The organism is Streptomyces sp. NPDC002619 (assembly GCF_042889305.1).
GTDB lineage: Bacteria > Actinomycetota > Actinomycetes > Streptomycetales > Streptomycetaceae > Streptomyces.
Map to the genome: position 1 here is coordinate 1 of NZ_JBIAQV010000028.1, position 26,030 is coordinate 26,030.

The window sequence follows — 26,030 nt, forward strand, 5'->3', positions numbered from 1 at the left end:
TCAGCCAGTGGTCCCAGCCCTCGCGCCGCCAGGGCCGGATCGCTGCTGCGGCCCAGTCGTATTCGCGTGGACCGTGAGCGCCGTCGCCGCAGCTCGCACGTGTCCACGCATCGTCGGTGAGCTCGCCGATCAGCTTGTGCGCGCGGGCCTGGCCGAAAAACTCCATGGTCATGACCATCTGCGATTTCGGCACCGCAAGTACATGAGGGATGTCATGTTCTTCCAGCCAGACACGAATCCGGCTTGTCTGTCCATAGACTTCATCGGCGGTGACCCACCCGAACGGGATGCCGGACTCCACGGCACGCTTCAGCATGCGTAAGCCTAGGTCGGGTTTCGTGGTGAAACCGACATCATCACCGATGCCGGCCGCCCGGCAGCGCTCACGGTTCGATGTCCATTCCTTCGGGATATACAGCTCGCGATCGATCAGCGCCCGGCCCTTCCCTGATCCATACGCCAGGAAGACACCTACCTGGGAATTCTCGATCCGTCCGGCTGTGCCTGAATATTGCCGGGCCACGCCCGCCGACCGGACACCCTTTTTGAGGAATCCTGTCTCATCGAGAATAAGGATTCCCCGCCCGGGGTCCCCGAGATACTCCACCACTGTGTCGCGGACGTCATCACGTACGGCGTCCGCGTCCCACAGGTAGTGGTTCAACAGCCGCTGCATGCCCTGCGGACCGTCGTCCCCGGCTGCCTCCGCCAGGGTCCAGCCGTTCTTCCGCTCTGTCTCACTGAGCAGTCCCCGCAGGTAGGACACCATCCGACGCCGGGGCTCCACCCGGCCGAATCGGCCCGCGAACCTCGCCACGAAGTCATCAAAGGCACCTGACCAGCCGTCAGTTATCTCTTCCCTCACGCAGCAATCAACGACGCCGCACCCGCAACGTCACGGAGTGTCGTTGCAGTACTAGGGCCTGTTGCGAAAGTCCCGTCGCTCCGGGCGCGAGCTCAATTGTCCCGGGTCCCGCGTCCGGTAGACCACGTACGGCCGGAACAGGTACTGCACGGGCGCGCTGAACATATGGACCAGGCGGCTGTACGGGACGAACGCGATCAGGAGCATGCCGATCACCGCGTGGATCTGGTAGAGGACCGGCACGGTCGTCATCAGGTCCGTTTTTGGGCGGAGTGCGAACAGGCTGCGCGCCCAGGGACCGATCGTCTCGCGGTAGTTGTAGCCGTCGCCGGAGACGTGGGTCAGCTTGGCCACCATGCCGAGGACGATCGCGGCGACGAGGACGACGTACATGACCTTGTCGTTGACGGTGGTCGCGCGGAGCACGGGTGCCCGGGTCCGGCGCCGGTAGATGAGCAGGGCGACACCGCACACCGTGAGGACGCCCGCGAACGTGCCGCCGTACAGCGAGAACAGGTGGTACGTGTGCTCGCTGACGCCGGCCGCGTCGGTCCATGACTCCGGGACGAACAGCCCGACCAGATGCCCGACGAGCACGAACAGGATGCCGTAGTGGAACGCGGGCGAGGCGATGTTCAGCAGCCGCGACTCGTAGACCTGCGACGAGCGAGTGGTCCAGCCGAACTTGTCGTAGCGGTGGCGCCAGACCAGGCCGGCGACGAGGAGGGCGAAGGCGATGTAGGGCAGGGCGCCCCACAGCAGTGTGCTCATGGGCGCTTCCCGGTGGGTGGGGGCGGCAGCGTCGCGCAGACCGCGTCCAGGACGGACGCGTACGGTGTGCCGAAGTCGGTGAGCCGGGAGCGGAGTTGCTCCAGGGCGTCATGGTGCTCGACGAGCGGGTCCGTGTTGCCGGTGCGGGCGGCGAACTCCAGGACCGCCGGCAGGAAGTCGGGCAGCTCCTCGCCGCTGAACTCCAGTCCGTGGGCCCGGTACAGATCCTTGAAGCGGACCAGCGACATCCCGCGCCGCCGGGTGTCGCCGTCGTGCCACCAGCTCAGATACCAGCAGATGCTTCGTGAAGTACTCCGCGCCCTTCGCCGACGAGCCGAGCAGGTTGGCCCGCCACAGGGTGAGCACCCGCGGCCAGTTCTCCGGCGCGTCCGGGTCCTCGCGCGTCCGGGGTCCGGGTCACCGGGACGTTGGAGCCCCACATCATCAGATAGGCGGCGTCCCACCAGTCGCCCGACTCCGGTACGTCCGTCTGGTCGCCCAAGACCTGCGGCGAGGCCACCGGAAGATCGGCGTACCAGTCGTAGAACGACAGCATCGGGGCGCCGATGAGCGAGCGGAAGCGGGCCCCGGCCGCGTGCGACACCATCGACATCGCCGGGATGGGGGAGAAGCCGGCGATGCGGTCCGGGCCGTACTCCTTGATCGTGTGGACGTGCGTGGCCGCGACCAGCTCCACCGCCTCGTCCCAGGTGGCCCGCACCAGTCCGCCCTTGCCGCGGGCCCGCTGGTAGCGCCGGCGCCGCTCGGGGTCGGCCTGGATGTCCGCCCAGGCCAGCACCGGATCGGACAGCCGCCGCTTCGCCTCGCGGTACATCTCGAGCAGGACGCCCCGGATGTACGGGTAGCGCACCCGGGTGGGGGAGTAGGTGTACCAGGAGAAGGCGGCGCCGCGCGGACAGCCGCGCGGCTCGTACTCGGGCCGGTCCGGGCCCACCGACGGGTAGTCCGTCTCCTGGGTCTCCCAGGTGATGATCCCGTCCTTGACGTACACCTTCCAGCGGCACGAGCCGGTGCAGTTCACGCCGTGCGTGGAGTGCACCACCTTGTCGTGGCTCCACCGGTCCCGGTAGAAGGCGTCCCCCTCCCGGCCGCCCGTCAGGCGCACGCTGTGCAGGTCGGGCGAGGGCGTGCCCGGCCGGAAGAACCTCCCGGCGCTCAGCAGCGCGGCGCCCGGCTCCCTCGGCGGGGTCCGTGTCTCGGTCACGTGCGCTCCCTTGCTCACCCCCTGGGTTCGAACCTAGGGGCGGGCACGGGAGCGCACCCGTCGACGCGAGCCGTACGGGGCAGGGCGACGCCGGCCGTGCAGGTCAGCGACCCAGGGCGGCTTCGCCGCCCGCCGTGGGGCGGGTAAATGGGCACGACGAACGCCCCGTAGCCCTTGATCAACACCGCGCCGCGGGGGTGGCAACGTAGGAGGCGAGGTCAGCTACCTGCGGTTTTGCCTACGCCGGTTCGTATTTACGCGTCAGAGCGACACCGGCCGTACGGGTCACCCCCTGCGGGCGGCACCCCCGTACACCGGCACGACGCCCTCCGCCTGCGCCACCACGTCCTGCGGCTCCGGGCGCCATCCGTAGACGGCGATCACCCCGGGACCCAGCAGCTCCAGACCGTCGAAGAACCGCGAGAACTCGGCCAGCGTGCGCGGGTGGAACGGGGTGCCGCTGCGGCGGAAGTGCTCGGCGGCCTGCGCCACGCCTTCGGGGGCGAGATCGGGCGTGACCTGGGACAGCACGAGATAGCTGCCCGGGGCGAGCACCTCGACGTACCGCGTGATCAGTCCGTACACGTCGTCGCCGTCGGGGGCGTCGTTCAGGTAGTGGGTGAGGGCGACCAGCGACAGCGCGACCGGCTGCGAGAAGTCGAGGGTCTCGCCGGCCAGCCGCAGGATCGTCTCGGGGTCGCGGACATCCGCATGGACGTAGTCGGTGACGCCCTCGGCCGTGCCGTGCAGCAGGGCCTGCGCGTGCCTGAGGACGATCGGGTCGTTGTCCGCGTACACGACCTTCGACTCTGGGGCGACGCCCTGGGCGACCTGGTGCAGATTGGGCTCGGTGGGGATGCCCGTGCCGATGTCGAGGAACTGGCGGACCCCGGCCTCGGCCAGCGTGCGCACCGCCCGCTGCATGAACCGGCGGTTGGCCCGCGCGCCGCGCACCACCGTGCCGTCCGAGGCGAGGATCTTACGGGCCAGCTCCTCGTCCACCGGGTAGTTGTCCTTGCCGCCCAGCCACCAGTCGTACACCCGTGCCGGATGCGGCCGACTGGTGTCGATGCGGGTGGGCGCGGCTTCGGATCCGGTCATGCGGGGCGCTCTCCTCGGGGTTCGGTGCTGGACGTGGGGGTGTCAGAAGGTCTCGCGGTACTCCCGCAGGATCTTCATGGTGCGCTGCGCGGACGCGGCCTGCGCCGTCATGTGGTCGAGGACCTCCAGGTGGGTGGAGACCTCCGTGCGGGAGTCCAGGTACAGGGCCCCGGTCAGGTACTCGGTGAAGACCATGTCGGGCAGCTCGGGCTCGGCGAACCGGAACAGGGTGAACGGCGCGTACGTCCCCGGATGCGGGCCGTCCGCGAACTCCGCGAGCTGGAGCGTGATCCGGTCCCGCTCGGCGAACTCGAGGAGCCGGTCCAGCTGGTCGCGCATCACCTCGGCGCGCGTGCTCACCGGGCGGCGCAGTGCCGTCTCGTCCATGATCACCCACAGGTGGGGCGCTTCGTCGCGCTCCAGGAGCCGCTGCCGGGCCATCCGCAGCGAGACATGGCGTTCGATGAGGTCCGGGTCCATCTGCCCGATCGTCCCGGCCTCCATCACGGCACGCGCGTACGGCTCGGTCTGCAGCAGGCCCGGCACGAAGTGCGGCTCGTAGGAGCGGATGATCCGGGCGGCGCCCTCCAGGCTCACGTAGAGGCTGAACCAGTCCGGCAGCACGTCGTGGAACCGCTGCCACCAGCCCGGCTGGTTGGCCTCCTCGGCGAGCCGCACGAATGCGGCGGCCTCCTCGTCGGACACGCCGTACGTCGTCAGCAGCACCTGCACATAGGGGATCTTCAGGGAGACCTCGGCCATCTCCATCCGCCGTACGGTCGCCGACGCCACCCGCAGCACCTGGGCAGCCTCGTCGCGACCCAGGCCGGCGGCCTCGCGCAGTTCCTGCAGCCGCTTTCCGAGCACTACCTGGCCCACGGTGGGCGCAGCCCGCCGCTCACTCACGCCACGCCTCCCCTACGCGCCGACGTACGCGAGCAGTGTGGCACGCGACGCCGTCTCGCACACCTGTCCGCCGCGGGACGGTACGCCAAGCGGGGTTCAATCCGCCAGGGAATGAAGGTACTTGGCGGTCGCCGGGTCCGCGGGCAGGAACGTCTCGATCGCCAACTCGGCGACCGTCACGTCCATCGGAGTGTTGAAGGTGGAGATCGACGACACGAAGGAGAGGACCCGGCCCTCGTGCTCGATCCGCAGCGGCAGCGCGAAGTAGGCGACGGATTCGGCGAGTTCGCCGGGCTCGGACTCCGTCTGCTCCTCGGGAACCGGATAGGCCGCCACCTCCTCGTACAGTTCGCGCAGCGCGTCCGAGCGGTGCAGGGCGATCTGCCGTTCCATCTGCGCGAGCAGATGCCCGCGCCAATCGCTCAGGTTGCGGATGCGCGGCGCGAGACCCTCGGGGTGCAGCGTCAGCCGCATCGCGTTCGGCGCCGGCGCGAGCAGCGACTCCGGTACGCCCTCCAGGAGCATGCTGATGCCCCGGTTGGCGGCGACCACCGTGTACATGGCGTCCACGACCAGCGCCGGATACGGCTCGTAGCCCTGGATCAGCCGTTCCATGCCGTCGCGCAGCGAGTCCAGCGCCGGGTCGGCCAGCGGGGTCTCCGGGTAGTGCGGGGCGTAACCGGCCGCAAGCAGCAGCACGTTCCGTTCGCGCACCGGTACGTCCAGGTGCTCGGCCAGCCGCAGCACCATCTCCTCGCTCGGCCGGGAGCGGCCGGTCTCGACGAAGCTGATGTGCCGCGCGGAGGAGTCGGCGCGCAGGGCCAGCTCCAGCTGACTGATCCGGCGCCGCTCCCGCCAGGCGCGCAGCAGCGGGCCGACGCCCTTGTCGGAGGTGCGGGAGGTGACGGTGGTCATACGGCCGACCGTAGTCGAGGAGCGTGCGCGGGTACGACCGTAAAAGCGGCGGATGCGACCACAGAGACCGTCCCGGAAGCCCTGACCAGGCACTCCACGGGCCCCCTGTGGCAGGCTGAACAGGTACGCGACACCCACGAAGGGAGCCTGGCATGGCTGTCGAACCGCTGTCGCAGAAGGAGATCGAGGACCGGCTGGCCGAGCTGCCGGACTGGTCGCTCGAGGGCGACCGCATCGCCCGCTCGTACCGGCTGCCCTCGCACTTCGCGGCGACGGCACTGGTCGTGCACATCGCCCAGGTCCAGGAGGAGCTCGACCACCACTCCGACCTGACCCTCGGGTACAACACGGTGTCCCTGACCGTGAACACCCACAGCGTGGGCGGCGCCGTCACCGAGAGGGACTTCGAGCTCGCCGGCCGTATCGAGGCACTCGCCCCCGGTCACGGCGCCCACTGACGCCCGTGCTCGACTACGACAAGGAAGCCGAGGCGTACGACGCGACGCGCGGCGGCGAACCTCGCGCCGGGGCGGCCGCCGACGCCGTCCTCGGCCTGCTCCCCGCCGGCGCCCGCCGTCTCCTGGACATTGACTGCGGCACCGGCATCGTGACGCGGCGACTCGCCGCGGCCCGGCCGGAACTGCACGTCACCGGCTGCGACCTCGCGCCCGGCATGGCGCGGATGGCCGCCGCCCGGCTGCCCGGCGCGATCCTGCTGGCCGACAGCCGCCGACTGCCGTTCCCCGGCGGCACGTTCGACGCGGTCACCAGCGTCTGGCTGCTGCATCTGATCGAGAACCCCGCCGACGTCCGTGCCATCGTCGCCGAGTGCGCGCGGGTGCTGCGGCCCGACGGGGTGTACGTCACCACGGTCGACAAGGCCGCCGCGCACGACGTCGGCAGCGACATCGACGCCGTCCTCGCCCCGCGTCCGCGCCGCCCCGCCCGGGACGCGTGCGCGACCGTCGCGGCGCACGCCGCCGACCACGGGCTGCTCCCCGCCGGCCGGGCGTCCTTCCCCGGCCTCGGACAGGGCCGCAGCCCCCGAGGCGCGATCGCCGACCTGCGGCGCGGCTGGTTCACCGCGCTGCCGCCCGGCGACCCGCGCACCGAGGCCTTCACCGACCGCCTGGCAACCCTGCCCGACCAGGACCGCCGCCGCCCCGACCCCCGCTTCGTCGTACGGTCCTTCAGGAGGCCGGGGGCCGGGTGAAGTCCATGGTCCAGTTGGTCACCCAGGTCTCCCCGCCGTCCACCGAGAACGCCTGCTCCCAGTGGGCGCCGCGCGGGGAGACCCCGGACCAGACGAACCGCACCCGGACGTCCTTGCCGTCGTGCGTGTCGTCGCCGTGGAACACGCCACGGTCGCCCTCGAAGTGGCCGACGACCGGCGGGAACAGCCTTCCGCTGCGGCTGGACGACCAGTTGAGCGACCACTGCGCGGTCTCCCTGTCGAACAGCCGCAGTGTCAGCCCCTTTGCGGCGAGATGGGGCATGTCGATCTCGTCGACGTTCGCGGCGCCGTCGAACAGCGGCAGACAGCGGTTCGTCGCGGGGAACTCCGCCCAGTCGCTCTCCGGGTCGAGGAAGTCGGTGCGGCGCCGATTGCGGACCTCCCAGTCGCCGTGCAGGAAGTCGAAGTCGTGCGGCGTGCTCATGAGCGGTCTCCTGTGGTTCCCTCGGGCAGGGTGTCGGTCAAGTAGGCCTCCAGGTCGGGGACTTCGGGTGCGAGCAGATGCCGTACCCAGGCGTCCCGTTCGTGCAGGAGCGGCGGCAGCTCCCAGACGCAGCCGATCCAGGGGAGGTCCGGCGCGATGAAGTGGGTGGGGTCGTCGTCCGGGCAGCCGAGCACCGGCTGGCCCGCCGAGGCGCCCCGGAAGTGCAGGACGTTGTCCCACACCCAGCTGTACGCGTTCAGATAGGCGCCGGTGTCGCCGCCCCGGTGCAGCACGACGAACGTCGCCGGCGGGGTGCCGTCCGGCTCCGGCAGCAGCTGGGGCAGGATCGCGTACGCCGCCTTCTCCACCTCGGGCGCGATGCCCGCCGGGTCGGCGGTGACGTGGTAGCGCTTGATCCGCCGTCCCGCCACCTCGATGGGCGGTGGCACGGTGAGCAGTTTCTCCTCGAAGCGCGGTTTCTCGGCGCGGCGGGAATTCTCCGTGAAGGCCATGAGAGGGACGCTAGGCCCGCTTCACTGACACCATATGTCAGTGAAGTCAAGCCGCCTCGTCTCGATCCTGCTCCTGCTCCAGACCCGGGGCCGGATGACCGCCGCCCAGCTCGCCGAGGAGCTGGAGGTCACCGTGCGCACGGTCTACCGGGACGTGGAGGCGTTGAGCGCTGCGGGCGTCCCGCTGTACGGCGACGCGGGCCACGCCGGCGGCTACCGTCTCCTCGCCGGCTACCGCACCCGCCTCACCGGACTGACCAGGGACGAGGCCGAGGCCCTGTTCCTCGCGGGTGCCCCGGGTCCCGCCGCCGACCTGGGCCTCGGCCCCGTCCTGGCCGCGGCTCAGCTCAAGGTCCGTGCCGCGCTCCCGCCCGAACTGCGCACCCACGCCGACCGGGTCAGCGGCCGCTTCCACCTCGACGCGCCGGGCTGGTACGCCGACGCCGAGGAGTCCCCGTACCTGCCGGCGGTGGCCGAGGCAGTGTGGAACAGCCGGGTGCTCCACGTCCGGTACCGCCGCTGGGCCGAACCCACGGACGTGGACCGCCGTCTGGAGCCGTACGGACTCGTGCTCAAGGCGGGCCGCTGGTACGTCGTCGCGGGACCCGGACCGCGCACCTTCCGCGTCGACCAGATCCTCCAACTCACGGATTCGGGCGAGGAGTTCACCCGCCCTGACGACTTCGACCTGGCCGCCTACTGGACGGCGTACCAGCGCGACTTCCACGACCGCCTGTATCGGGAGGAGGCGCTGGTGCGACTGGCCCCGGGCGTGACCCTCGCCCGGGCGGTACAGACAGAACCCGTCGACGAGGACGGCTGGACACGGGCCACGGTCCCCATCGAGTCCATCGACCACGCCCAAGCCGAATTCCTGCGCCTGGGCACGGCCATCGAAGTCCTCGCACCACCCGAACTGCGCAAGAGGATCGCCCGGATCGTGTCCGAACTGGCCGGAAGATACAGCGACCGCTCCTGAGGGGCGGGCGGTCCCCGTGCGGGTGGGGACCGCCCCGGTGGGAGGCGGGAGTTATTCGAGCAGCTCCGCGTGCGCGCCCATGGGCATGGCGATGATCGCTGTCGTGTCCGGTTCGTCGTCCGCAGGCCATGCGAGCGACGTACGGCGTCCTCACGTGTTGCCGCCTCTTTTTGCCACCCCCGCAACAGGACTGGCCCGCACCCGGTGTGCCGTCGCAGGCTGGCGGCACACGGACGAGAGGCTGACCCCATGGCGCACCACCACCATCACCACAATCACGACGGCGACACCACCGACATCGACTGGGCCGAGATGGCCCCGCTGCTCGAGGCGCAGGCCGAGCTGGGCCTTCCCATGTACGAGCAGGCTCTCGCCTGGCTGGCGAAGGAGGTGACCGAGCCGGGACTGATCGTCGACGCAGGCAGTGGGCCCGGTGTCGTGTCGTGCCTGTTCGCCGAGACGTTCCCGGGCGCCCGGGTCGTAGCGGTGGACGGCAGCGAGCCGCTGCTGGAGCGGGCGAGCGCCCGCGCCGCCCGCAGGGGAGTCGCCGACCGCTTCGGCACTCTCGCAGGTGAACTCCCCGGCGTACTCGACGAGTTGGAGTACCCGGCGGACCTGCTGTGGGCGAGCCGCAGCCTGCACCACCTCGGCGACCAGCGCGCCGCGCTCGCCGCCTTCGGCGAACGACTGGCCCCAGGCGGCACCCTGGCCCTCCTGGAGGGCGGCCTGCCCCACCGCTTCCTGCCCCGGGACATCGGCATCGGTCGCCCGGGTCTGGAGGCCCGGATCGACGTGGTGCAGGAGGAGTGGTTCGCGCGGATGCGGGCCGACCTCCCCGACAGCGTCGCGGTCACGGAGGACTGGCCCGCACTGCTGACGGCCGCGGGCCTGAAGTACACCCGCACCCGCAGCTTCCTCCTCGACCTGCCCGCACCGGCCTCGGACCGGGTCCGCGCGTATGTGGCCGCGTCCTACACCCGCCTCCGTGACACCTTCGCCGAGGGCCTGGACGCCGAGGACCGTGCCACGGTGGACCGCCTCCTCGACCCCGACGACCCGGCGAGCGTGCACCGCCGCCCGGACGTTTTCGTCCTCTCGGCGTACACGGTGCACACGGCGGTACGACCGGTGTAGCCACTCCCGCTGGTGGGGGTCAGCCGATGGCGATGCGCGGGTGGGCGCCGGGCTGGATCCAGGACATGACCTGGTCCATCGTGGCGCGGGGTATGGACACGCAGCCGGCGGTGGCGCCGTTGCCGTTGACGTGGAGGAAGATGCCGGCGCCGCGGCCGGGGGTGGCGGGCCAGCGGTTGAAGTTGATGACGAGGGCCTTGGCGTACTGGGTGGGGTAGTTCATCAGGCGCTCGCTGCCCCGGTCGCCGGCCTCGGTGAGAGGGAAGTCGGCGCCGGTCTCGCCGTGCATGGAGTTGTAGTACTTCGACTGGGGATCCTCCACCCACCAGTCGTCGGAATCGACCACGTGGTACGGCATGTTGGTACCGCCCGCCACTACTCCGAACCCTTCGGTGATGGTGTAGGTCCCGGAGGGCGTGGTGTACGTGCCCTGCTGCCGGGTCGCCCCGTTCGTGATTCCGTTGGACCCGACGCGTCCGGATGCCGTGGAGAACTGCGCCTTCCAGCCGGCCGACCCCTTGGCCCAGGCCGTGACGGTGGCGTAGGAGCCGCTGGCCTTGACGGTGATGATCTGGGTGGAGTCGCCGACCTGGACGGGGACGGGGAAGTCGGGCGCGCTGCCGGCGCCGGAACCCTGCGCCGTGGTGCTCCCCGATCCAGAGCCGGAACTACCGCTTCCCGTCTTGTTGTTGCTGTTCGCCGTACCGGAGCCGCCGCCGGCACCGGACGCGCTCGCGCTCGGCGATGCGCTGTGGCTCGGCTTGGCGGAGGCCGAGGGGGACGCCGAAGCGGAGGCGGACGCACTGGCGGAGCCGCTCGGCGATGCGCTCGACGTGACCGAGGGGTCACCCGCGTCCGCCGCCACCTGGTCGGCCGCGGTGCCGCTCCCACCCTCTCCGCATCCGGAGACGAGAAGGAACGCTCCGCCGACGGCCGCGGCGGCGACGATCCTGCGGGTGCGTAGGGACGGCACAGAAATTTCGGGCAGCACGAAGGAACCCTTCGTCGGGTGTGAGTACAAGGGTCGGGGCAACTCGGGCCCCGCGGAACCGGCGTCGTTATACAACAACTCGGCACCCGATCTCGACTGCAGGAACATTTCGGACGAATAGCCTGCGGTGCCGGGGTGGGGTGGGCCAGGGTCAGTGGGCTCAGCCCTGCTTGCTGTCGGCGGTGGCGGGCAGGGGGCTGGAGCAGGTGGCGCGTCCGAAGGCGCCGGTGGCGGTGGCGCTTTGGGCGTGATGGCCGCGGATGGACAGGCCGCAGCGGGCGGTGCCGCCGTGCTCGTCGAAAACGATGCTGATGAGGGGGTCTCGGCCGACTGGTACCTGGACGGTCTTGCGCCAGGGCAGGCGGCTGTCCTGCACGACGGTGGCTTTTCCGCTCTCGCTGCGGGCCTGGTAGGTGAGGTCTGCGGTGCCGGTTCCGGTGACTTCGTAGGTCACGGCGGCGGTGGGGGTGCGCTTCTTGGGTTTGCTGTCGTCGCCGTCGGTGCCGAGGACGCCGTACAGGACGAGTCCGCCACAGGCGGCGAGTACGGCGGCGGCGATGAAGAGTCCGGCGCGGTCGGGTCGCTTGCTGCTGGGCCGGTCGGCGGGATCGGCTTCCGCGGCGGTTTCCGAGTTTCTTTTCTCCTCGCTCATGAAGCTTCCTTTGTCTCGGACGGCCCGTAAGTGGGGGCCGTGAATTGAGATGTCCGGGTTTTCTTTCTTTGTGTGTCCGCGGCGCTCCGGGCCGGAACCGGGCCCTTATACACGACGTGCTCAAATATGCGGGAGGGAGACTCGTGGGGAGGGTGATGAGGCACGGTGGGGGCGGCGGAGAACAAGGTGATGGCGAATGTGTTGTGGCTACTGGTCGCCTGCGTGGCTCTCTTCGCCGGGGTGGTGTCGGCCCTGCAGGTCCATGGTGCGCGGGAGCGGGAGCGGGAGTTTCGTGCCTCGCCGACGTGTGCTTCCGTCCCTGTGGTGGCGTCGGGGTGTCTGTGGGAGCAGGAGTTCACCGTTCGGGATGCCGCGTTGCATCGTGGATCGCGGAGGTTGTCGCCGGAGGCCGAGTTGTTGCTGCCCTCCGGTAAGCCGTGGCATGTGACGTTCCGGAACACCGATCCTGTGGCGTCCGAGTTGGAGCCGGGTGACAAGGTCGTCGGTCTGATCTGGCACGGGCATGTCGTCGAGGTCCGGGACGCGGAGGGGCGCCGGCAGGAGACGTCCTCGGGACCCTTGGAGTGGCCCGAGGATCGGCTCGGGGGCGCGCTCGCCTGTATCTCGTTCGGTGTGACCGCCCTCGTCGGAGCGTTGTGGGCACTGTTCGCGCGGGGCAGGCGCCGTCACGCGACAGCGGCAGCCATCGTGCGGTGGCACGGCGTCGGGCTGGGCGGCGCGGCCATCCTGACGCTGTGGGCGCAGGCGGCCAACAGCTGGCCGATGTGGGCGATCCCGGCGATCTGGGGGCCGCTCGCGCTGCTCATCCTGGCCTCCGCGGTGGCCTTCGCCATCGCCGCCCTCCGTGGCAACTTGGATCGCGACGACCCGTCCACACCTCGGGTACCGCCGCCGCTGCCTCCGCCGTCGATGGGCCAGAGCCAGGGGTCAGGTCGACCGGTCAGGTAGACCTCAGCTACCGCACTCGTGCCATGGTGACTTCGCACCAGAGCGTCTTGGTGTACGGGCTTGTGGACGCCGTGGTGCTCGCGTCGAGTGGACCGACGGCCTGACCAAGCCGTTCACGGCACGGTCTGGCCGGGCTGGGTCCGGCTGCCCGGTTCTGCCCCTGCTGTCAGTGGTTTTGGGACATGTGGGCGAGGGCCTGGGTGGCGCTGTCGGGTGCGAAGGCGCTGGCGACTCCCTCGGCGGCACCCTCGGCTGCTTCCCTGGAGCGGGGCAGCAGAAGGTTCTCGTAGGCGCGGACGGCGTCGTCGATGACGGTGTTGTTGATGAGGGCACGGGCGAGGTCGGCACCGTCGAGCATGGCGAGGTTGGCGCCCATGCCGGAGAACGGCGACATGAGATGGGCCGCGTCGCCCAGGAGGGTGAGGCCAGGGGTGTGCGGCCAGGTGTGCGGGACGGGCAGGGCATACAGCGGCCGATTGATGTACCTGGTGTCGGTGTCGGTGATGAAGCCGAGCAGGTCGCGGCTCCAGCCGGTGAATTCCTTGAGCAGTGCTTCGCGTACGGCGGCGGTGTGGGTCAGATCGAGGCCGGCCTTCTGGTACCAGTCCTCGTCGGTGCGCATGCCGATGTAGACGCGGATGTGCTGGTGGCTGTTGCGCTGAGCGACGAAGCCCTGGTTGTTGTCGAGAGCCATCATGGTGCCGTCGCCGGTGAGGGAGGCGAGTGCGGTGTGGCGGGTGTCGGCGTTGTCGAGTCCGGTTTCGACGAAGGTGACGCCTGTGTAGACCGGCGTTGCGTCGGAGAGCAGGCGGCGGACTTTCGACCAGGCGCCATCGGCTCCGATGACGAGGTCGGCCTCGGTGGTGGTGCCGTCGGTGAAGTGCAGGCGGTGGGCGCCTCCGTTGAGGGGTTCGACGTGCGCGAGCTTGTGGTCCCAGTGCACGGTGTCGGGCTCGAGTGAGTTCAGCAGGAGGTCGCGCAGCTGCCCTCGGTCGATTTCCGGGTTGCCGTTCTCGGTGTCGGCCTCGGGCGGGACTGCGTCGAACAGGACGCGTGCGTCACGGCCGACCAGGCGTATCTGTTGGCCTTCGGGGCGGGCCAGTGCCAGGAACTCTTTCAGCAGTCCGGCTTCACGCAGGGCGTTCTGGCCGGAGTCGGGGTGCATGTCGAGGGTGCCGCCCTGGTTGCGGGCGGTGCGGGAGCCGTCCTGTTCGTGGACTGTGGCGGTTATGCCGTGCCGCTGGAGGATTCGGGCGCAGGTCAGGCCGCCGGGTCCGGCACCGATGATCGCGATGCGGGGCGCGGTGGAGGTGTTCATGGCGGTGCTCCGTTCGTGGGGTGATCGGTAGACAGGAGAAGGGGAAGGCTGCGGCCGGGCAGTGCCATGCGGCCGGCCGTTCCAGAAGAGCACGCCTCCACCAAAAGTGCAACAACCCAACTTTCAAAGTTGGTCCACCAAAGGGTGTAGGGTCGAGGCATGAGCGAGACGACCGCGCAGCACCCGCCGATGGGGCGCCGCGAGCGCAAGAAAGCCGCCACCCGGCAGTCCCTGGCCGACGCTGCTCTGCGCCTCTTCCTTGAGCGCGGCTACGACCAGGTCGGCATCCGCGAGATCGCCGATGCGGTAGACGTGTCCACCACCACTCTGTTCAAGCACTTCCCCGTGAAAGAGGCACTCGTCTTCGACGAGGACGCCGACCAGGAAGCCCGGCTGCTGGCCGCCGTGCGCGACAGGCCCCAGGGGCAGTCCGTCCTCGCGGCCCTGCGCGAGCACGCTCTGCGCTACCGGGTCGGCACCGGGGCCAACGACGCGAACTTCGCCGCCTTCGTCGAACTCGTGGAGAGCACCCCGGCCTTGCGCGAATACGCCCAGCGCATGTGGCTGCGCCACGAAACCGCGCTCGCGCACGCCATCGCCGAAACGACCGGAGTTCCCGCTGACGATCCGGACTGCGCGGCGCTCGCCCACTTCGTCCTGGAAGCACCCCGTACTGCCCGCGGACGCGCCGACGACCACGAAAGGGTTGCCCGCGCCTTCGATCTCCTCGAACGAGGTTGGAAGGCCGTCAGTCCAGGAGCCTGAGCGCCTGGCTCAGGAAGGCGGACGGGCATCCCCGAGTGCGTCGAGACGGAGGGCATCCCTGATCTCGCTGAGCTTCGCGGCCGTCCCCGGAGTCCACTCCTTGACCTGTCCGCCGGAGCGGAGGGCATCCTCAACCTCGCTGAGCGTCGCGGAGGGCAGCACGCCCGCCCGCTCGATCAGGTCGTCCCGGGACACGGTGGTCAGCCATGTGCAGGGGGTGAAGCCCGGACGCGGGAATGCGAACCGCAGCACGCCTTCGAAGGGCAGTCCTTCGATGGTGCCTACGGCCACTTCGACGCCCAGACCGCTGATGTCGACGCCCGCCGGAGCGACTACCTGCATCGCCTGGAACCCCGACGCCTCGTCTCCCGACAGCAGTACGACCGGGCGGCGCTCGTCGAACGAGGCCCACCAGACTTCGCCACGGTGCATATGTCCTCCTTGCTGGTCGAGGCCGGCGGAGACGGAGGGAACGAGAAGGGCGCCCCACTCGATCGCCGGATCACTGACGTAACGCCCTTGACTTAGAGAGCGCTCCAAATGATGGACTCCCGGTCGTTCACCACACACAGGGGGTATCCACCATGACCGACTCTCCGGTCGCGCTCATCACCGGCGGCGGCAGCGGGATCGGCGCCGCTGTCGCCCGGCAGCTGCTCGACGCCGGGCATCGCGTCGCCGTCACCGGGCGAGGGGAGCGGCGACTTCGGGACTTCGCCGATCAACTCGGCAATCCCGACAGGCTGTTGACCATCACCGGGAACGCCGCCGAGTACGACGACGTACGCTCGGCCGTCGACGCCACACTCAAGGCGTACGGCCGGCTGGACACCGTCGTCGCCAACGCCGGGTTCGCCACGCACGATTCCGTTGCCGAAGGCGATCCGGCCGGGTGGAGCGAGATGGTGCTCACCAACGTGCTCGGGCCCGCGCTGCTCATCCGCGCCTCCATCGACGCCCTCAAGGAGACCCGTGGGCGGATCGTGCTCGTCGGCAGCGTCGCCGGGTTCGTGAACACGCCCGGGAACATCTATGGCGCGACCAAGTGGGCCGTGACCGGGCTCGCCGAGAATACCCGGCGTGAGGTCACGGAGTTCGGTGTCGGCGTCACCCTCGTCGCGCCCGGGCGGGTGGAGACGCCTTTCTGGGACACCTACGGGAGTCTTCCGGCCGGTCATCTCCTCACCGCCGATCAGATCGCCGACTCGGTCGTCTGGGCTATCCGGCAGCCGGCCGGTGTCGACGTCAACACCGTGGTCGTACGGCCCCTCGGGCAGCCCAACTGACGTACGTGGAAGGCCCGGTACCGTGCCGCGCTCGGTACCGGGCCTCGTGCGGCTCAGTTGCTCTGGAGGAACTGCTTCGCCAACTGGTCGCCCAGCGACACCGCCGCGCTGTGGCTCTCGATCGGCGACACCTTGGAGCTCTTGAACAGGATGTACGTCACGCCCGAGTCGGTGCCGCCCGTCTCCGGGTCGGGGTCTATGCCGAGCGCGTTGGCCGTGGCGTACGAGGCCTCGCCGATGATCTGGGTGGGGCCGGTGTCGCCCACGACCGCGTACTCGACCTTGTTGTTGTAGATGACGGCGACGACCCCGCCGCCCTTGATGCCGGCGTTCGCGTAGTTCCAGATGCTGCTGGAACTGGGAACCACGACGTACGGCAGGGTGTCGGCGCGCAGCGGCTTGCCGTCGGACTGGTGGAACGCCGTGTCGTCCTGGTACCAGGGGTCGGTGTCCTCGCTGCAGTTCGAGGTGCGCTGGCCGTCGCAGTCGATGTCCATGTCGGCCTTCCAGAACACCGCGCCGTTCTTGCCGCAGACGGGTATCTTCGCCGAAGTCTCCTCGTCCGTACGGTACTTGCCGTTCGAGATCTGCTGGCAGGACGTCACCTTGGCGAGCAGGTCGGCCGCGCTGACCGTGCCCTCCTGGGTGGACGTCGGGGCGGTCTGGGCGCCGGAGGCGGTTGCCGGGAGGACTCCGGCGGCGAGCAGTGCGGCCCCGGAGGCCGCGGCGAGGGTCAGTGATCGTATGTGCACTGTGGGGGACCCTTCTGTTAGGAAAGTTTCCTTACCGGGTGGTACAAGGTGGCCCTCTTTACGTGGCCCCGTCAAGTCCCCAGGTGCAAATGGGAACGCTCCGCGTCGTTCACCGCGGTCCGTGCAGGAGATTTGCGACGGTTCATGCGGGAGAGAAGACTGGAAATCGCCGGGGAGAAGGCAGGGAATATCGGATATTCCGAATATTCGACCCGGATTCTCCCGTACAGTCACGCAGCCCCAGGGAGGCGAGGCGCCATGTTCGTACGCACCGTTTACGTGACCGGCGATCCCAGAAAGATCGACACGGCCGTCCGCGCCTTGAACACACAGGGCCGTGACCTGCTGGAAGACCGCCCCGGTTACCGCGGAGCAGGCGTCTTCGTGGACCGTGAGCTCGGGAAGCTCTTCTCGGTCAGCTGGTGGGATTCCGAGGAGTCCAGACGGAACAGCGACGAAGTGATGCGCGAACGGCGCGGGGGTCTCCTGGAGCCGTTCGCCGGCACAGTGGCCGTCCACAACTACGAGGTGGCGGTGTTCCATCCGGTCCAGCAGCCGCGCGCGGGCGGCGGACTGCGCCTCAGCAGGCTGGAATTCGACCCTGCCGACACGGACCTGGTCGCCGACACGTTCCGGACGACCGTGCTGCCCCAGCTCGAACACCTCCCGGGACTGGCCCGGACGTCCCTGTTCGTGAACCGGGAGGACGGTGGCGGCATGGTCGGCGCCCTGTTCGTCGACCGTGACTCGCTCGCCGCGTCCCGCGCGGTCCAGGCGGCGGCCCGCCACGAGGGCGCCGCCAAGGCCCACGTCGACGTCGTCGGCCTGGAGGAGTTCGAGGTCGTGCACGCGGACGTACACGCCGGCTGAGGCTGCTCGTACGGGAGTTGAAGGCCATCGACGGCTACGCCCCGCCGCGCGACGGGGCGTAGCCGCGTGCCGTGCCAAATTCAGCCGATGTCGAACGTCGCCGGGTCCGGGCCCAGCCGGCGGTCCTCGTTCAGCGCGCTGATTGCCGCGAGGTCCTCGGTGTCCAGGCTGAAGTCGAAGACTTCGATGTTCTCCTTGATCCGCGACGGCGTCACGGACTTCGGGATCACGATGTTGCCGAGCTGGATGTGCCAGCGCAGCACGACCTGGGCCGGGGTGCGGTTGTGCTTCTGGGCGATCGCGACGATCGCCGGGACCTCCAGCAGACCCTTGCCCGAGCCGAGCGGCGACCAGGCCTCGGTGGCGATGCCCTGCTCGGCGTGGTACTCGCGCGCCGCATGCTGCTGTAGATGCGGGTGAAGCTCGATCTGGTTGACCGCCGGGATGACCGTCGTCTCGACGATCAGGCGCTCCAGGTGTTCAGGGAGGAAGTTGGAGGTGCCGATGGCGCGGATAAGGCCGTCGGCGTGCAGCTTCTCGAACGCCTTGTAGCTGTCGACGTACTTGCCGCGGGCCGGCAGCGGCCAGTGGATCAGGTAGAGGTCGAGGTAGTCCAGGCCCAGCTTCCGCAGGGACTCGTCGAACGCGCGCAGTGTCGCGTCGTACCCCTGGTCACCGTTCCAGAGCTTGGTGGTGACGAAGAGGTCCTGGCGGGCGACGCCGGAGGCGGCGATGGCCCGGCCGGTGCCCTCTTCGTTGCCGTAGATCGCAGCCGTGTCGATGCTGCGGTAACCCGCCTCGAGCGCCGTCGCCACGGCTCGCTCGGCCTCGTCGTCCGGCACCTGCCAGACACCGAAGCCAAGCTGAGGCATCTCGACGCCGTTGTTGAGGATTTTCGGGGGGACCTTGCTGCTCACGAGCTCTTGATCCTTCGGTTGTCGACAGGTGGTGGTATTCCTATCGTCAACGATCACGCGCCGTTGTGCATTCCTGACCGCTCAATTCACCGGTGTCATGCTCGGTACAGCGCCTCGACCTCGTTCTGGTACGCGCTCTCGATCGCCTTGCGCTTCAGCTTCAACGACGGTGTCAGCAGGCCGTGTTCCTCGGTGAACGGCTGCGCCAGTATCCGGAAGGTACGGATCGACTCGGCCTGCGAGACCAGCGTGTTGGCGGCGACCACCGCACGCCGCACCTCGGTCTCCAGATCGGCGTCGTGGACCAGCTGGGCGGGGGACAGCTGCGGTTTGCCGCGCATCTGGAGCCAGTGCTCGACGGCCTCCTGGTCGAGGGTGACCAGGGCGGCGACGTACGGCCGGTCGTTGCCGACGACGATGCACTGGTTGACCAGCGGATGGTCGCGGACCCGCTCCTCCAGGATCCCGGGCGACACGCTCTTGCCGCCGGACGTCACCAGGATCTCCTTCTTGCGGCCGGTGATGGTGAGGTAGCCGTCGTCGTCCAGGGCGCCCAGGTCGCCCGTGGCCAGCCAGCCGTCGTGCAGGGTCTCGTCGGTCGCCTTCTGGTTGTTGAGATAGCCCTGGAAGACGTTGTCGCCGTGCAGCCAGACCTCGCCGTCGTCCGCGATGTGCACGGTGACGCCCGGAATGGCCTGGCCGACCGTGCCGTAGCGGGTGCGCTCGGGCGGGTTGGCCGTGGCCGCCGCCGTGGACTCGGTGAGGCCGTAGCCCTCGTAGACCGGGACGCCCGCGCCCGCGAAGAACAGACCGAGCCGGCGGTCCATGGCCGAGCCGCCGGACATGGCGTTGCGGATCCGGCCGCCCATCGCCGAGCGGACCTTGTTGTAGACCAGCTTGTCGAAGATCTGGTGCTGCATGCGCAGGCCCGCCGACGGGCCGGGGCCAGTGCCCCAGGCCTTCGCCTCGACCGCGTCCGCGTACTTCACCGCGATGTCGACGGCCTTCTCGAACGGCCCGGCCTTGCCGTCCTTCTCGGCCTTGCGCCGGGCCGCATTGAACACCTTCTCGAAGATGTACGGCACGGCGAGGATGAACGTCGGTTTGAAGGCCTGGAGGTCGGGCAGCAGGGCGGCGGCGTTCAGCTGCGGCTGGTGCCCGAAGCGGACCCGGCCGCGGAACGCGGCGACCTCCACCATGCGCCCGAAGACATGGGCCAGCGGAAGGAACAGCAGGGTCGCCGCCTCGTCGCCCTTTTTCGAGTGGAACACCGGCTCCCAGCGGCGGATGACCGTGTCCGCCTCGAACATGAAGTTGCCGTGCGAGATGACACAGCCCTTGGGGCGGCCCGTGGTGCCCGAGGTGTAGATGATCGTGGCGATCGAGTCCGGGGTGACCGCCTGCCGGTGCCGGTGCACCACCTCGTCGTCCAGGTGCGCCCCCGCGTCGTACAGCTCCTGCACGGCGCCGGAGTCCAGCTGCCACAGCTCGCGCAGCTGGGGGAGGCGATCGATGACGGTGGCGATCGTCATCGCGTGGTCCTCGTGCTCCACGATCGCCGCCGACACCTCCGCGTCGTACAGCATCCAGAAGCACTGCTCGGCCGACGAGGTGGGGTAGACCGGCACCACCTGGGCACCGATGGACCACAGCGCGAAGTCGAAGAGGGTCCACTCGTAGCGGGTGCGGGACATGATGGCGACCCGGTCGCCGAACCGGATGCCGCGGGCGAGCAGCCCCTTGGCGAGCGCCAGGACCTCGTCACGGAACTCGGCGGACGTCACGTCCCGCCACTGTCCGAGATCGTCCTTGCGGCCGAACGCGACGCGGAGCGGGTCCTGGAGGGCATGCTCGAAAACGGCGTCGGCCAGACCGCCCACCGGCGGTGCCGACGCCAACGGAGGGTTGGTGAACTCGCGCAAACCCCGCTCCCCGCTCCTCGCTCTCGATGGCGCTCCTTGGTGGCGCTCCTCACAGCGCCGTGAAAGCTACCCCACCCGCAGACCGGGCGGGAGGGGGTCGGAAACCGGGCAGGGCTCGGATCTCCACTGGTCAGTGCCCGGAAAATGCCCGCAGATGGGAAAGGGTCGGACAGAATCCTTACGGTTCCGTAGGTTTCTGCCCCGCAATCTCCACCGAATCTGTACGCAGCGATTACGGCTCTGACCGCTTGTGACATCGGTATTCGGACCGCTCATTTTGCGCCAGGCCGGGCCCGGCGCCAAGGGGTCGCGCATCACCGCCGTGGCCGCCGACCCCGAAGCGCGCCATGCGCCCCAGAGCCGACTCTTCCCCGCATCGTCGCCGGTCAACCGCGCGGCGTCACCGCCTTCTCGACCGGCTTGCGTGCGCCGGCCGTCGCGGCGCGCGGGCTGCGGACCAGAAACAGCACCGCACCGCCCGCGACCACACCCGCCAGACCCGCGACCACGAGTGCCGTGTCGAGGCCGGAAGCGAAGGCCGCGCGCAGGGCGTGCTCGGAGAACGCCCCGCGCAGCGCCCCGGCGCCGCCGCCCGCCAGCGTGTGCGCCGCGCCGTGCGGGAGCGTGTCGGCCATCCGGGACGTCAGTACGGTGCCGAAGACGGCGACGCCGAGCGCGTACCCGAGCTGCCGCACGGTGTTGACCGCGCCGCCCGCCATCCCGGCCCGCTCCGGCGCCACCGCCGCCAGTGCCGCACCGGCCACGGTCGGCGCCACGAAGCCGGTACCGACGCCCACCAGGACCAGTCCCGGTGCCAGCGCCGTCCAGCCGGAGCCCGGGTCGAGGACGGCCTGGCACAGGTTCCCGGCGCCGATCAGCAGCAGCCCGCCGCCGACGGTCAGCCGCGTCGGCACCCCGTGCAGCAGCTTCCCGACCAGGACCGAGACCACCATCGCGGCGCCCGTCAGCGGCAGCAGCGTCAGGCCGGCGCGCACCGGGCTCATGTCAAGCAGTGTCTGCATCCAGATCGATTCGTACGGCAGCACGCCGAACGCCACCGCGCTGAACGCCAGCGAACCCGCCATCACGCCCACGAACGAGCGCCCCGCAGCAGCGACAGGTCGAGCAGCGGATGCGCCGCCCGCCGCTCCACCAGCACGAAGCACACCAGCGCCAGGGCGGCGAGCTTCAGCCGGCTCGGGCAGGTGCTCGGAGTCTCCGACCAGACCGTCGCCCGCCGCTTTTGCAGACTGAGCGCCGAGGCCGGGCTCCGGGTCGTCGCCGTGCGTGACGCCGCGGCCCTCGGCCAGGACCAGTGGATGCTCCGGCTGCGCTGCACCCCGGACAGCGCCACCGTCATCGCCGACGCCCTCGCCAAACGCCCCGACACCCACTGGATCGGGCTCGGCTCGGGCGGCACCGAGATCGCCTGTATGACGCGGCCGCGCAGCCCCGGTGAACACGACGACCTTCTGCTCGGCAAGCTGCCGCGCACCCCGCGCGTCGTGGAGATCCGCGCCCAGCAGCTCCTGCACCGTTTCTACGGCGGTCCGAGCGGCTGGTCGCGCAAGTTCGGAGCGCTGACCGAGGAGCAGGAGGCGGCCCTGCGCCCGGACACCGGGCCGCCTACGGGACCGGCCCGCCTCTACCCCGAGGACGAGCCCCTGTTCGCCGCTCTCGAACGCGACGGCCGCGCGACCTACCCCGAACTCCAGCGCGCCACCGGCCGTTCCGAGTCCGCCGTCAAACGCCGCCTTGCCGCGCTCCTCGCCTCCGGCGCCGTGTACATCGACATCGAGTACCACTCCGAGGTCCTCGGCTACCCGCTGGCGGCACTCCTGTGGATCACCACCGCGCCCGCCGCACTGCACTCCGTCGGCCAGGCCCTCGCCACCCACAAGGAGGTCGCCTACGCCGCCGCCACGGCCGGCCCCTCCCACATCGTGGTCACCGCCGTGGTCCGCGACGCGGGGGGACTGTACGCGTACCTGAGCGGTCCTCTGGGCCGGCTGGAGGGCGTCCAGCACGTGGAGTCGATGCCGTTCCTGCGCCGGGTCAAGCAGCTGACGTATCAACGGCCGGGGTGACGTGGTGCGTCCGCCGCGGCGGACGCACCGGCATCAGAGCGGGCGCACCATGATCAGCCGGTGCTGCCCGGGACCGAAGTAGTCCCTGCGGTCGTCGACCTGCACGAAGCCGAAGGCGTTGTAGAGCGCGCGCGCCGGGGCGTTCTCGGGGTCCACGGTCAGTGCCGCCTCGACCACGCCCTCGGCGCGCATCAGCTCCAGCGCCGCCTCCATCAGCCGGCGCCCCATGCCCCGGCCGCGCAGCCGCTCGTCGACGCCGAGCCCCAGGATCCAGCTCCGCTTCCGGTCGGGCCGGGTGCCGGTGAGTACATAGCCGAGCAGTTCCGTCCCGTCGTCCAGGACGAGCAGATCGTCCCCGCACACGTCCATGAGCTGGCGCAACACGAAGAACGGATAGGTGAATTCCTTGAAGATCTGCTCGTCGAGGCGGGCGAGCCGGGGCAGGTCCTGCTCGGTTGCGGGGCGCATCCGCACCTGCCGCTCGGCCACCGAGGGCCGGTCCGTGGCGGGTACGAGGGCGGGGTCGCCGGTCGGTGGAGTCATTCCGTTCCTCGAAGCGTGAGTTGAGGGGCGAAGGGGTATCCGGTCTAGCGAACTCCTGCGCCGGGATGTCGAATTGTGGGTGCTGCGGCTCGAGAGAGTGCCGAGGCACACTCCCCGTCGCGGGACTTGTCCCTATAGTGGCCCCGAACGGGGCATTCCCTCATACCATGGGACGATCGAAGCGAGGGGGCAAAGAGTGCGTGAGCCGCTTGTTCAGGTGCTCAATGACGACGCTCCGTGGGACTCATTCGACGCGCGCGCGTACGTGGATGTCAACTACCGCTTTCTGACCGGGGAGGACTCCCGGATCCTGGCGATCGTGCGAGATCATTTCGCCGCGCATTTCGGCGGCGACGGGCATATTCCGCTTCGCGGTATCGATGTCGGCACCGGCGCGAATCTCTACCCGGCGCTCTCTCTCCTGCCCTGGTGCCACGAGATCACCCTGTGCGACCGGTCCGCGGCCAACGTCGAATGGCTCAAACGGCAGGACTGGGCCCTGCCCTCGGACCGCGGCGAATGGCTGTGGGGCCAGTTCTGGGACATCCTCGCCGAACGGCCCGCCTACCGTGTCATCAACGAACCCCGCTCCCTGCTCGGCTCCGTGGCCCGCGTCGAACACGGCAACCTGTTCGACCTGCCGCGGGCGGGCTGGGAGATCGGCACCATGTTCTTCGTCGCCGAGTCGATGTCCACCTCCCACGACGAGTTCCGGGATGCCATCGGTTGCTTCCTCGGCTCGCTGGAACCGGGCGCGCCGTTCGCCGCCGCGTTCGTCACCGGCTCCGTCGGCTACGACGTCGGCGACGAGTCCTACCCCGCCTGCGATGTGACCGAGGCCGATGTGCGCGTCTGTCTCGCCCCGCACGCCGAACAGTTCGAGATCACCGTCGTCGACCCCTCGAATCCCCCGCTTCGCCCCGGATACAGCGGAATGATCGTCGCGTGCGGACGCAGAAACTCCGTATCCACCGGACACTTCGGCGGCTGACCCGACCGCGCCCCGCACATGCAAAGGGCCGAAAACAAACAGGGGGGCAGGTGCAGATCAATCCGCGCCAGCAGTTACTGGCCATCTGGTCCGGAATCGCACGGCATTCCGTCGCCGACGGCACATGGAACTGGGGTCCGCACGGTGGCCGCAGCAGCGTGGAGGACGCGGAACGCCTCCTGTGCCTGATGTATCCCGCCACCGAGATCCCCGCATTCCAGCTGAGCGATCCCGATCTGCTCCAGAAGGACGTCGAGAACGTCCTCAAGGGCCTTGGCGGCCGGCTCGCCCTGCCGGAGGTGCTGTGCGGCATCCTCCGCGAGTTCACCAAAGCGCACACCACCGGCGACGAGCGGCCCAGCTTCTCCGGCGGCAGCTACTTCCACTCCCTCGATCCCGCCCACGAACCGACCGGCGAACAGCGCACGCTCGGAGTCGTGGACTCCTACTCGATGTCCATCACCCTGTGCCTCGCGACCCTCGGCTTCCTCAAGGACCTGACCGGCCAAGGCCCCTGGGGCCCGACCGCCCTGTCGGCCGCCGAACTCAGAGAGGCCACCCAGGCACGCCTGACCGCCGCCATGGTGAGCCTGCTGCGCTCCTTCACCGTCAACGTCTTCGACGCCGAGTCCGAGCGCGGCCGTCAGTTGTGCGGTCTCCTCGGCCAGGGCAAGGTCCCCGACCGGATCGTGCTGGACGAGTTCCAGCGCCGCTTCGGCTCGCTCCGCGCCACCATCAGGGACCACTTCGACCTCGGCATCGACGTCGTGGACAGCCTCGAGCGACGCGACCAGCTCTTCGAGTGCGGCTGGACCTGGGGCATCGTGCGGGATGCGCCGCCCGTGCCGACGGACGAGAACATCGGACCCCAGCCCGAAGGCTGCGCCGCGGGCGTCCCGTCCCCCTACTTCACCGTCGTGGCGCTCGACGGGATCGTGGACCTCTTCTCGGACCGCACCCTCAAACTGGGGCTGCTCAACCCCGACCAGCAGCGGCTCGCCGAAGCACTGCGGCTGCGCCGGGAGGTCGCCCAGCAGTACTGGTCGGGCATCGCCCGCTTCCTTCCCGCCGACTGGCCCCTCGCCGACATCCCCTGGCGCCTGGCCGACGACGGACCCGTCGCCGAGTACCACACTCTCTCCGTCACCTCGATCCTGGTGCACGGACTCGCCCGCGAGCGCACCGCCGACGACGACGTGCCCCGCGTCGTCGACGTCCTGCGCCGGCTCGCCGAACGGGGCCGCGTCACCAGCCGTATGACCCGCGACGCACACACGGCCCTGCGCCTGCACACCCCGGGCATCGCCCTGCCCCTGGAGGGCAGCGAGCTGCTCGGCCCGCCGCTCAGCTGGACCGTGAACGATTTCTCCGCGCAACTCCTCAAACGCACCGTCCAGTTGTGCGTCCTCGGCCGTTCCCTGCCCGCCCGGGAGCAACTGCTGCGGCTGGCCGAGGAGACGATGGAGCACCTGTGGCGCAGAAGACGGCCCGACGGGCCGGACGGCACCGGCGCCGGTCTCTGGGACGACGTACGGGCTGCGGACCCCGACGCCACGGTGTCGCCGGAGCCCTCGTGGGGACTGACCGAACGTGTCGTCGAGGCCATGGTCGCCGCCGGCCTGCTCCTCGCCCGGCAGCCCATCCGCAGCGTGGACCTGGTCGAACTGGCCCGGGATCTGATCAGCGAGGCAGGCCATCTGCTCGGCGTCGAACGGCAGGGCCCGTCGATACGGGCCGACAGCGCACAGGCCCTCGAACTCGCCGGCATCGAGGCCGGACTCCGCCGCGCCGGCCGGATCGCCGAGGAGAAACCAGGCACCGCCGCCGCCCTCGCCATGCAGGCCCTCGCCGACCTCGACTCGCTCGCCCGGGCCAGACAGAGCGCGCTCGGAGGCGGCTGA

At 69.8% G+C, this 26,030-nt stretch carries 26 protein-coding genes and 3 pseudogenes; 11 read left to right on the forward strand and 18 right to left on the reverse strand.

All coding sequences use genetic code 11. The features are described 5' to 3' along the window. The 7 genes and pseudogenes from ACFYXB_RS31855 to ACFYXB_RS31885 form a co-directional block, all read right to left on the reverse strand. Positions 1-865 (reverse strand): IS701 family transposase (locus ACFYXB_RS31855; RefSeq protein WP_389588206.1); only part of this gene is annotated, 865 nt, incomplete at its 3' end. Between the two features lie 51 nt (positions 866-916). After that, complete coding sequence (narI, locus tag ACFYXB_RS31860; protein WP_389588208.1) at positions 917-1,636, reverse strand: respiratory nitrate reductase subunit gamma; 720 nt, start codon at positions 1,634-1,636, stop codon at positions 917-919. Next, a pseudogene (locus ACFYXB_RS31865) lies at positions 1,633-1,926 on the reverse strand (nitrate reductase molybdenum cofactor assembly chaperone); the annotation flags it as partial. The pseudogene ACFYXB_RS31865 and the gene narI, both read right to left, overlap by 4 nt. 110 nt (positions 1,927-2,036) lie before the next feature. Continuing rightward, positions 2,037-2,861 (reverse strand): annotated as a pseudogene (locus ACFYXB_RS31870) (molybdopterin-dependent oxidoreductase); the annotation flags it as partial. Between the two features lie 285 nt (positions 2,862-3,146). Beyond that, positions 3,147-3,962 carry an SAM-dependent methyltransferase gene (locus ACFYXB_RS31875; RefSeq protein WP_389588210.1) on the reverse strand — a complete coding sequence of 272 codons (816 nt, stop codon included), beginning with the start codon at positions 3,960-3,962 and terminating at the stop codon, positions 3,147-3,149. Between the two features lie 42 nt (positions 3,963-4,004). Beyond that, a complete protein-coding gene (locus ACFYXB_RS31880; protein WP_389588212.1) occupies positions 4,005-4,868 on the reverse strand; it encodes a helix-turn-helix domain-containing protein in 864 nt (287 codons plus the stop codon). A 96-nt stretch (positions 4,869-4,964) separates the two neighbouring features. Next, entirely contained in the window at positions 4,965-5,783 is an 819-nt protein-coding gene (locus ACFYXB_RS31885) for a helix-turn-helix domain-containing protein (RefSeq protein ID WP_389588214.1), read from the reverse strand. Positions 5,784-5,935: 152 nt separating this feature from the next. Here ACFYXB_RS31885 and ACFYXB_RS31890 point away from each other — a divergent pair, with 152 nt between their 5' ends. Both ACFYXB_RS31890 and ACFYXB_RS31895 read left to right on the forward strand, forming a co-directional pair. Next, a complete protein-coding gene (locus tag ACFYXB_RS31890; protein ID WP_351352279.1) occupies positions 5,936-6,241 on the forward strand; it encodes a 4a-hydroxytetrahydrobiopterin dehydratase in 306 nt (101 codons plus the stop codon). A gap of 5 nt (positions 6,242-6,246) precedes the next feature. Then, positions 6,247-6,996 carry a class I SAM-dependent methyltransferase gene (locus tag ACFYXB_RS31895; RefSeq protein ID WP_389588216.1) on the forward strand — a complete coding sequence of 250 codons (750 nt, stop codon included), beginning with the start codon at positions 6,247-6,249 and terminating at the stop codon, positions 6,994-6,996. Here the strand turns inward: ACFYXB_RS31895 and ACFYXB_RS31900 are convergent. Both ACFYXB_RS31900 and ACFYXB_RS31905 read right to left on the reverse strand, forming a co-directional pair. After that, the gene (locus ACFYXB_RS31900; RefSeq protein ID WP_351352273.1) at positions 6,974-7,441 is read right to left on the reverse strand and encodes a hypothetical protein; all 468 of its coding nucleotides are present in this window, start codon (positions 7,439-7,441) and stop codon (positions 6,974-6,976) included. The two genes, ACFYXB_RS31895 and ACFYXB_RS31900, sit on opposite strands and share 23 nt — an antisense overlap. Then, complete coding sequence (locus tag ACFYXB_RS31905; RefSeq protein ID WP_388497990.1) at positions 7,438-7,953, reverse strand: hypothetical protein; 516 nt, start codon at positions 7,951-7,953, stop codon at positions 7,438-7,440. Before ACFYXB_RS31905 ends, ACFYXB_RS31900 begins: the two co-directional genes overlap by 4 nt. Positions 7,954-7,993: 40 nt before the next feature. Here ACFYXB_RS31905 and ACFYXB_RS31910 point away from each other — a divergent pair, with 40 nt between their 5' ends. Further along, complete coding sequence (locus ACFYXB_RS31910) at positions 7,994-8,932, forward strand: helix-turn-helix transcriptional regulator (protein ID WP_389588218.1); 939 nt, start codon at positions 7,994-7,996, stop codon at positions 8,930-8,932. A 249-nt stretch (positions 8,933-9,181) separates the two neighbouring features. Next, the gene (locus tag ACFYXB_RS31915; RefSeq protein WP_389588220.1) at positions 9,182-10,066 is read left to right on the forward strand and encodes a class I SAM-dependent methyltransferase; all 885 of its coding nucleotides are present in this window, start codon (positions 9,182-9,184) and stop codon (positions 10,064-10,066) included. A gap of 19 nt (positions 10,067-10,085) precedes the next feature. On the opposite strand, the gene ACFYXB_RS31920 is transcribed toward ACFYXB_RS31915, so the two are convergent. Together ACFYXB_RS31920 and ACFYXB_RS31925 are read right to left on the reverse strand one after the other, a co-directional pair. Further along, positions 10,086-11,057, reverse strand: coding sequence for a L,D-transpeptidase (locus ACFYXB_RS31920; RefSeq protein ID WP_389588222.1), 972 nt, complete (start codon positions 11,055-11,057; stop codon positions 10,086-10,088). A gap of 160 nt (positions 11,058-11,217) precedes the next feature. Beyond that, on the reverse strand, positions 11,218-11,709 hold the full coding sequence (locus ACFYXB_RS31925; protein WP_389588224.1) for a hypothetical protein: 492 nt from the start codon (positions 11,707-11,709) through the stop codon (positions 11,218-11,220). 189 nt (positions 11,710-11,898) lie between these two features. Between ACFYXB_RS31925 and ACFYXB_RS31930 the strand changes: the two genes are divergently transcribed. Next, positions 11,899-12,678: a hypothetical protein gene (locus ACFYXB_RS31930; RefSeq protein WP_389588226.1), complete on the forward strand. Its 780-nt coding sequence runs from the start codon at positions 11,899-11,901 to the stop codon at positions 12,676-12,678. A 166-nt stretch (positions 12,679-12,844) separates the two neighbouring features. Here ACFYXB_RS31930 and ACFYXB_RS31935 read toward each other — a convergent pair whose 3' ends face one another. Next, positions 12,845-13,996 carry an FAD-dependent oxidoreductase gene (locus ACFYXB_RS31935; RefSeq protein ID WP_389588228.1) on the reverse strand — a complete coding sequence of 384 codons (1,152 nt, stop codon included), beginning with the start codon at positions 13,994-13,996 and terminating at the stop codon, positions 12,845-12,847. 159 nt (positions 13,997-14,155) lie between these two features. Between ACFYXB_RS31935 and ACFYXB_RS31940 the strand changes: the two genes are divergently transcribed. Further along, entirely contained in the window at positions 14,156-14,761 is a 606-nt protein-coding gene (locus ACFYXB_RS31940) for a TetR/AcrR family transcriptional regulator (RefSeq protein ID WP_389588230.1), read from the forward strand. Positions 14,762-14,770: 9 nt separating this feature from the next. Here ACFYXB_RS31940 and ACFYXB_RS31945 read toward each other — a convergent pair whose 3' ends face one another. Further along, positions 14,771-15,193: a type II toxin-antitoxin system PemK/MazF family toxin gene (locus tag ACFYXB_RS31945; RefSeq protein ID WP_389588232.1), complete on the reverse strand. Its 423-nt coding sequence runs from the start codon at positions 15,191-15,193 to the stop codon at positions 14,771-14,773. Between the two features lie 152 nt (positions 15,194-15,345). Between ACFYXB_RS31945 and ACFYXB_RS31950 the strand changes: the two genes are divergently transcribed. Then, entirely contained in the window at positions 15,346-16,047 is a 702-nt protein-coding gene (locus tag ACFYXB_RS31950; protein ID WP_389588234.1) for an SDR family oxidoreductase, read from the forward strand. A gap of 53 nt (positions 16,048-16,100) precedes the next feature. Here the strand turns inward: ACFYXB_RS31950 and ACFYXB_RS31955 are convergent, their stop codons facing one another. Then, positions 16,101-16,799, reverse strand: a complete 699-nt coding sequence (locus ACFYXB_RS31955) for a glycoside hydrolase family 75 protein (protein WP_389588236.1) — start codon at positions 16,797-16,799, stop codon at positions 16,101-16,103. Positions 16,800-17,057: 258 nt separating this feature from the next. Here ACFYXB_RS31955 and ACFYXB_RS31960 point away from each other — a divergent pair, with 258 nt between their 5' ends. Then, positions 17,058-17,669 (forward strand): hypothetical protein, encoded by a 612-nt coding sequence (locus tag ACFYXB_RS31960; protein ID WP_389588238.1) that lies wholly within the window; start codon positions 17,058-17,060, stop codon positions 17,667-17,669. A gap of 80 nt (positions 17,670-17,749) precedes the next feature. Here ACFYXB_RS31960 and ACFYXB_RS31965 read toward each other — a convergent pair whose 3' ends face one another. From ACFYXB_RS31965 to ACFYXB_RS31975, 3 genes are all read right to left on the reverse strand, one after another. Next, the gene (locus ACFYXB_RS31965) at positions 17,750-18,586 is read right to left on the reverse strand and encodes an aldo/keto reductase (protein ID WP_389588240.1); all 837 of its coding nucleotides are present in this window, start codon (positions 18,584-18,586) and stop codon (positions 17,750-17,752) included. A 95-nt stretch (positions 18,587-18,681) separates the two neighbouring features. Then, positions 18,682-20,508, reverse strand: a complete 1,827-nt coding sequence (locus tag ACFYXB_RS31970) for an AMP-dependent synthetase/ligase (RefSeq protein WP_389588241.1) — start codon at positions 20,506-20,508, stop codon at positions 18,682-18,684. A 386-nt stretch (positions 20,509-20,894) separates the two neighbouring features. Then, complete coding sequence (locus ACFYXB_RS31975; RefSeq protein WP_389588243.1) at positions 20,895-21,593, reverse strand: MFS transporter; 699 nt, start codon at positions 21,591-21,593, stop codon at positions 20,895-20,897. Between the two features lie 96 nt (positions 21,594-21,689). Here ACFYXB_RS31975 and ACFYXB_RS31980 point away from each other — a divergent pair. Then, positions 21,690-22,595: pseudogene (locus ACFYXB_RS31980) on the forward strand (Lrp/AsnC family transcriptional regulator); the annotation flags it as partial. A gap of 33 nt (positions 22,596-22,628) precedes the next feature. Here ACFYXB_RS31980 and ACFYXB_RS31985 read toward each other — a convergent pair. Continuing rightward, complete coding sequence (locus ACFYXB_RS31985) at positions 22,629-23,138, reverse strand: GNAT family N-acetyltransferase (protein ID WP_389588245.1); 510 nt, start codon at positions 23,136-23,138, stop codon at positions 22,629-22,631. Positions 23,139-23,334: 196 nt separating this feature from the next. On the opposite strand from ACFYXB_RS31985, the gene ACFYXB_RS31990 reads away from it, so the two are divergent. After that, positions 23,335-24,129 carry an SCO2525 family SAM-dependent methyltransferase gene (locus ACFYXB_RS31990; protein ID WP_389588247.1) on the forward strand — a complete coding sequence of 265 codons (795 nt, stop codon included), beginning with the start codon at positions 23,335-23,337 and terminating at the stop codon, positions 24,127-24,129. Between the two features lie 50 nt (positions 24,130-24,179). After that, the gene (locus tag ACFYXB_RS31995; RefSeq protein WP_389588249.1) at positions 24,180-26,030 is read left to right on the forward strand and encodes an SCO2524 family protein; all 1,851 of its coding nucleotides are present in this window, start codon (positions 24,180-24,182) and stop codon (positions 26,028-26,030) included.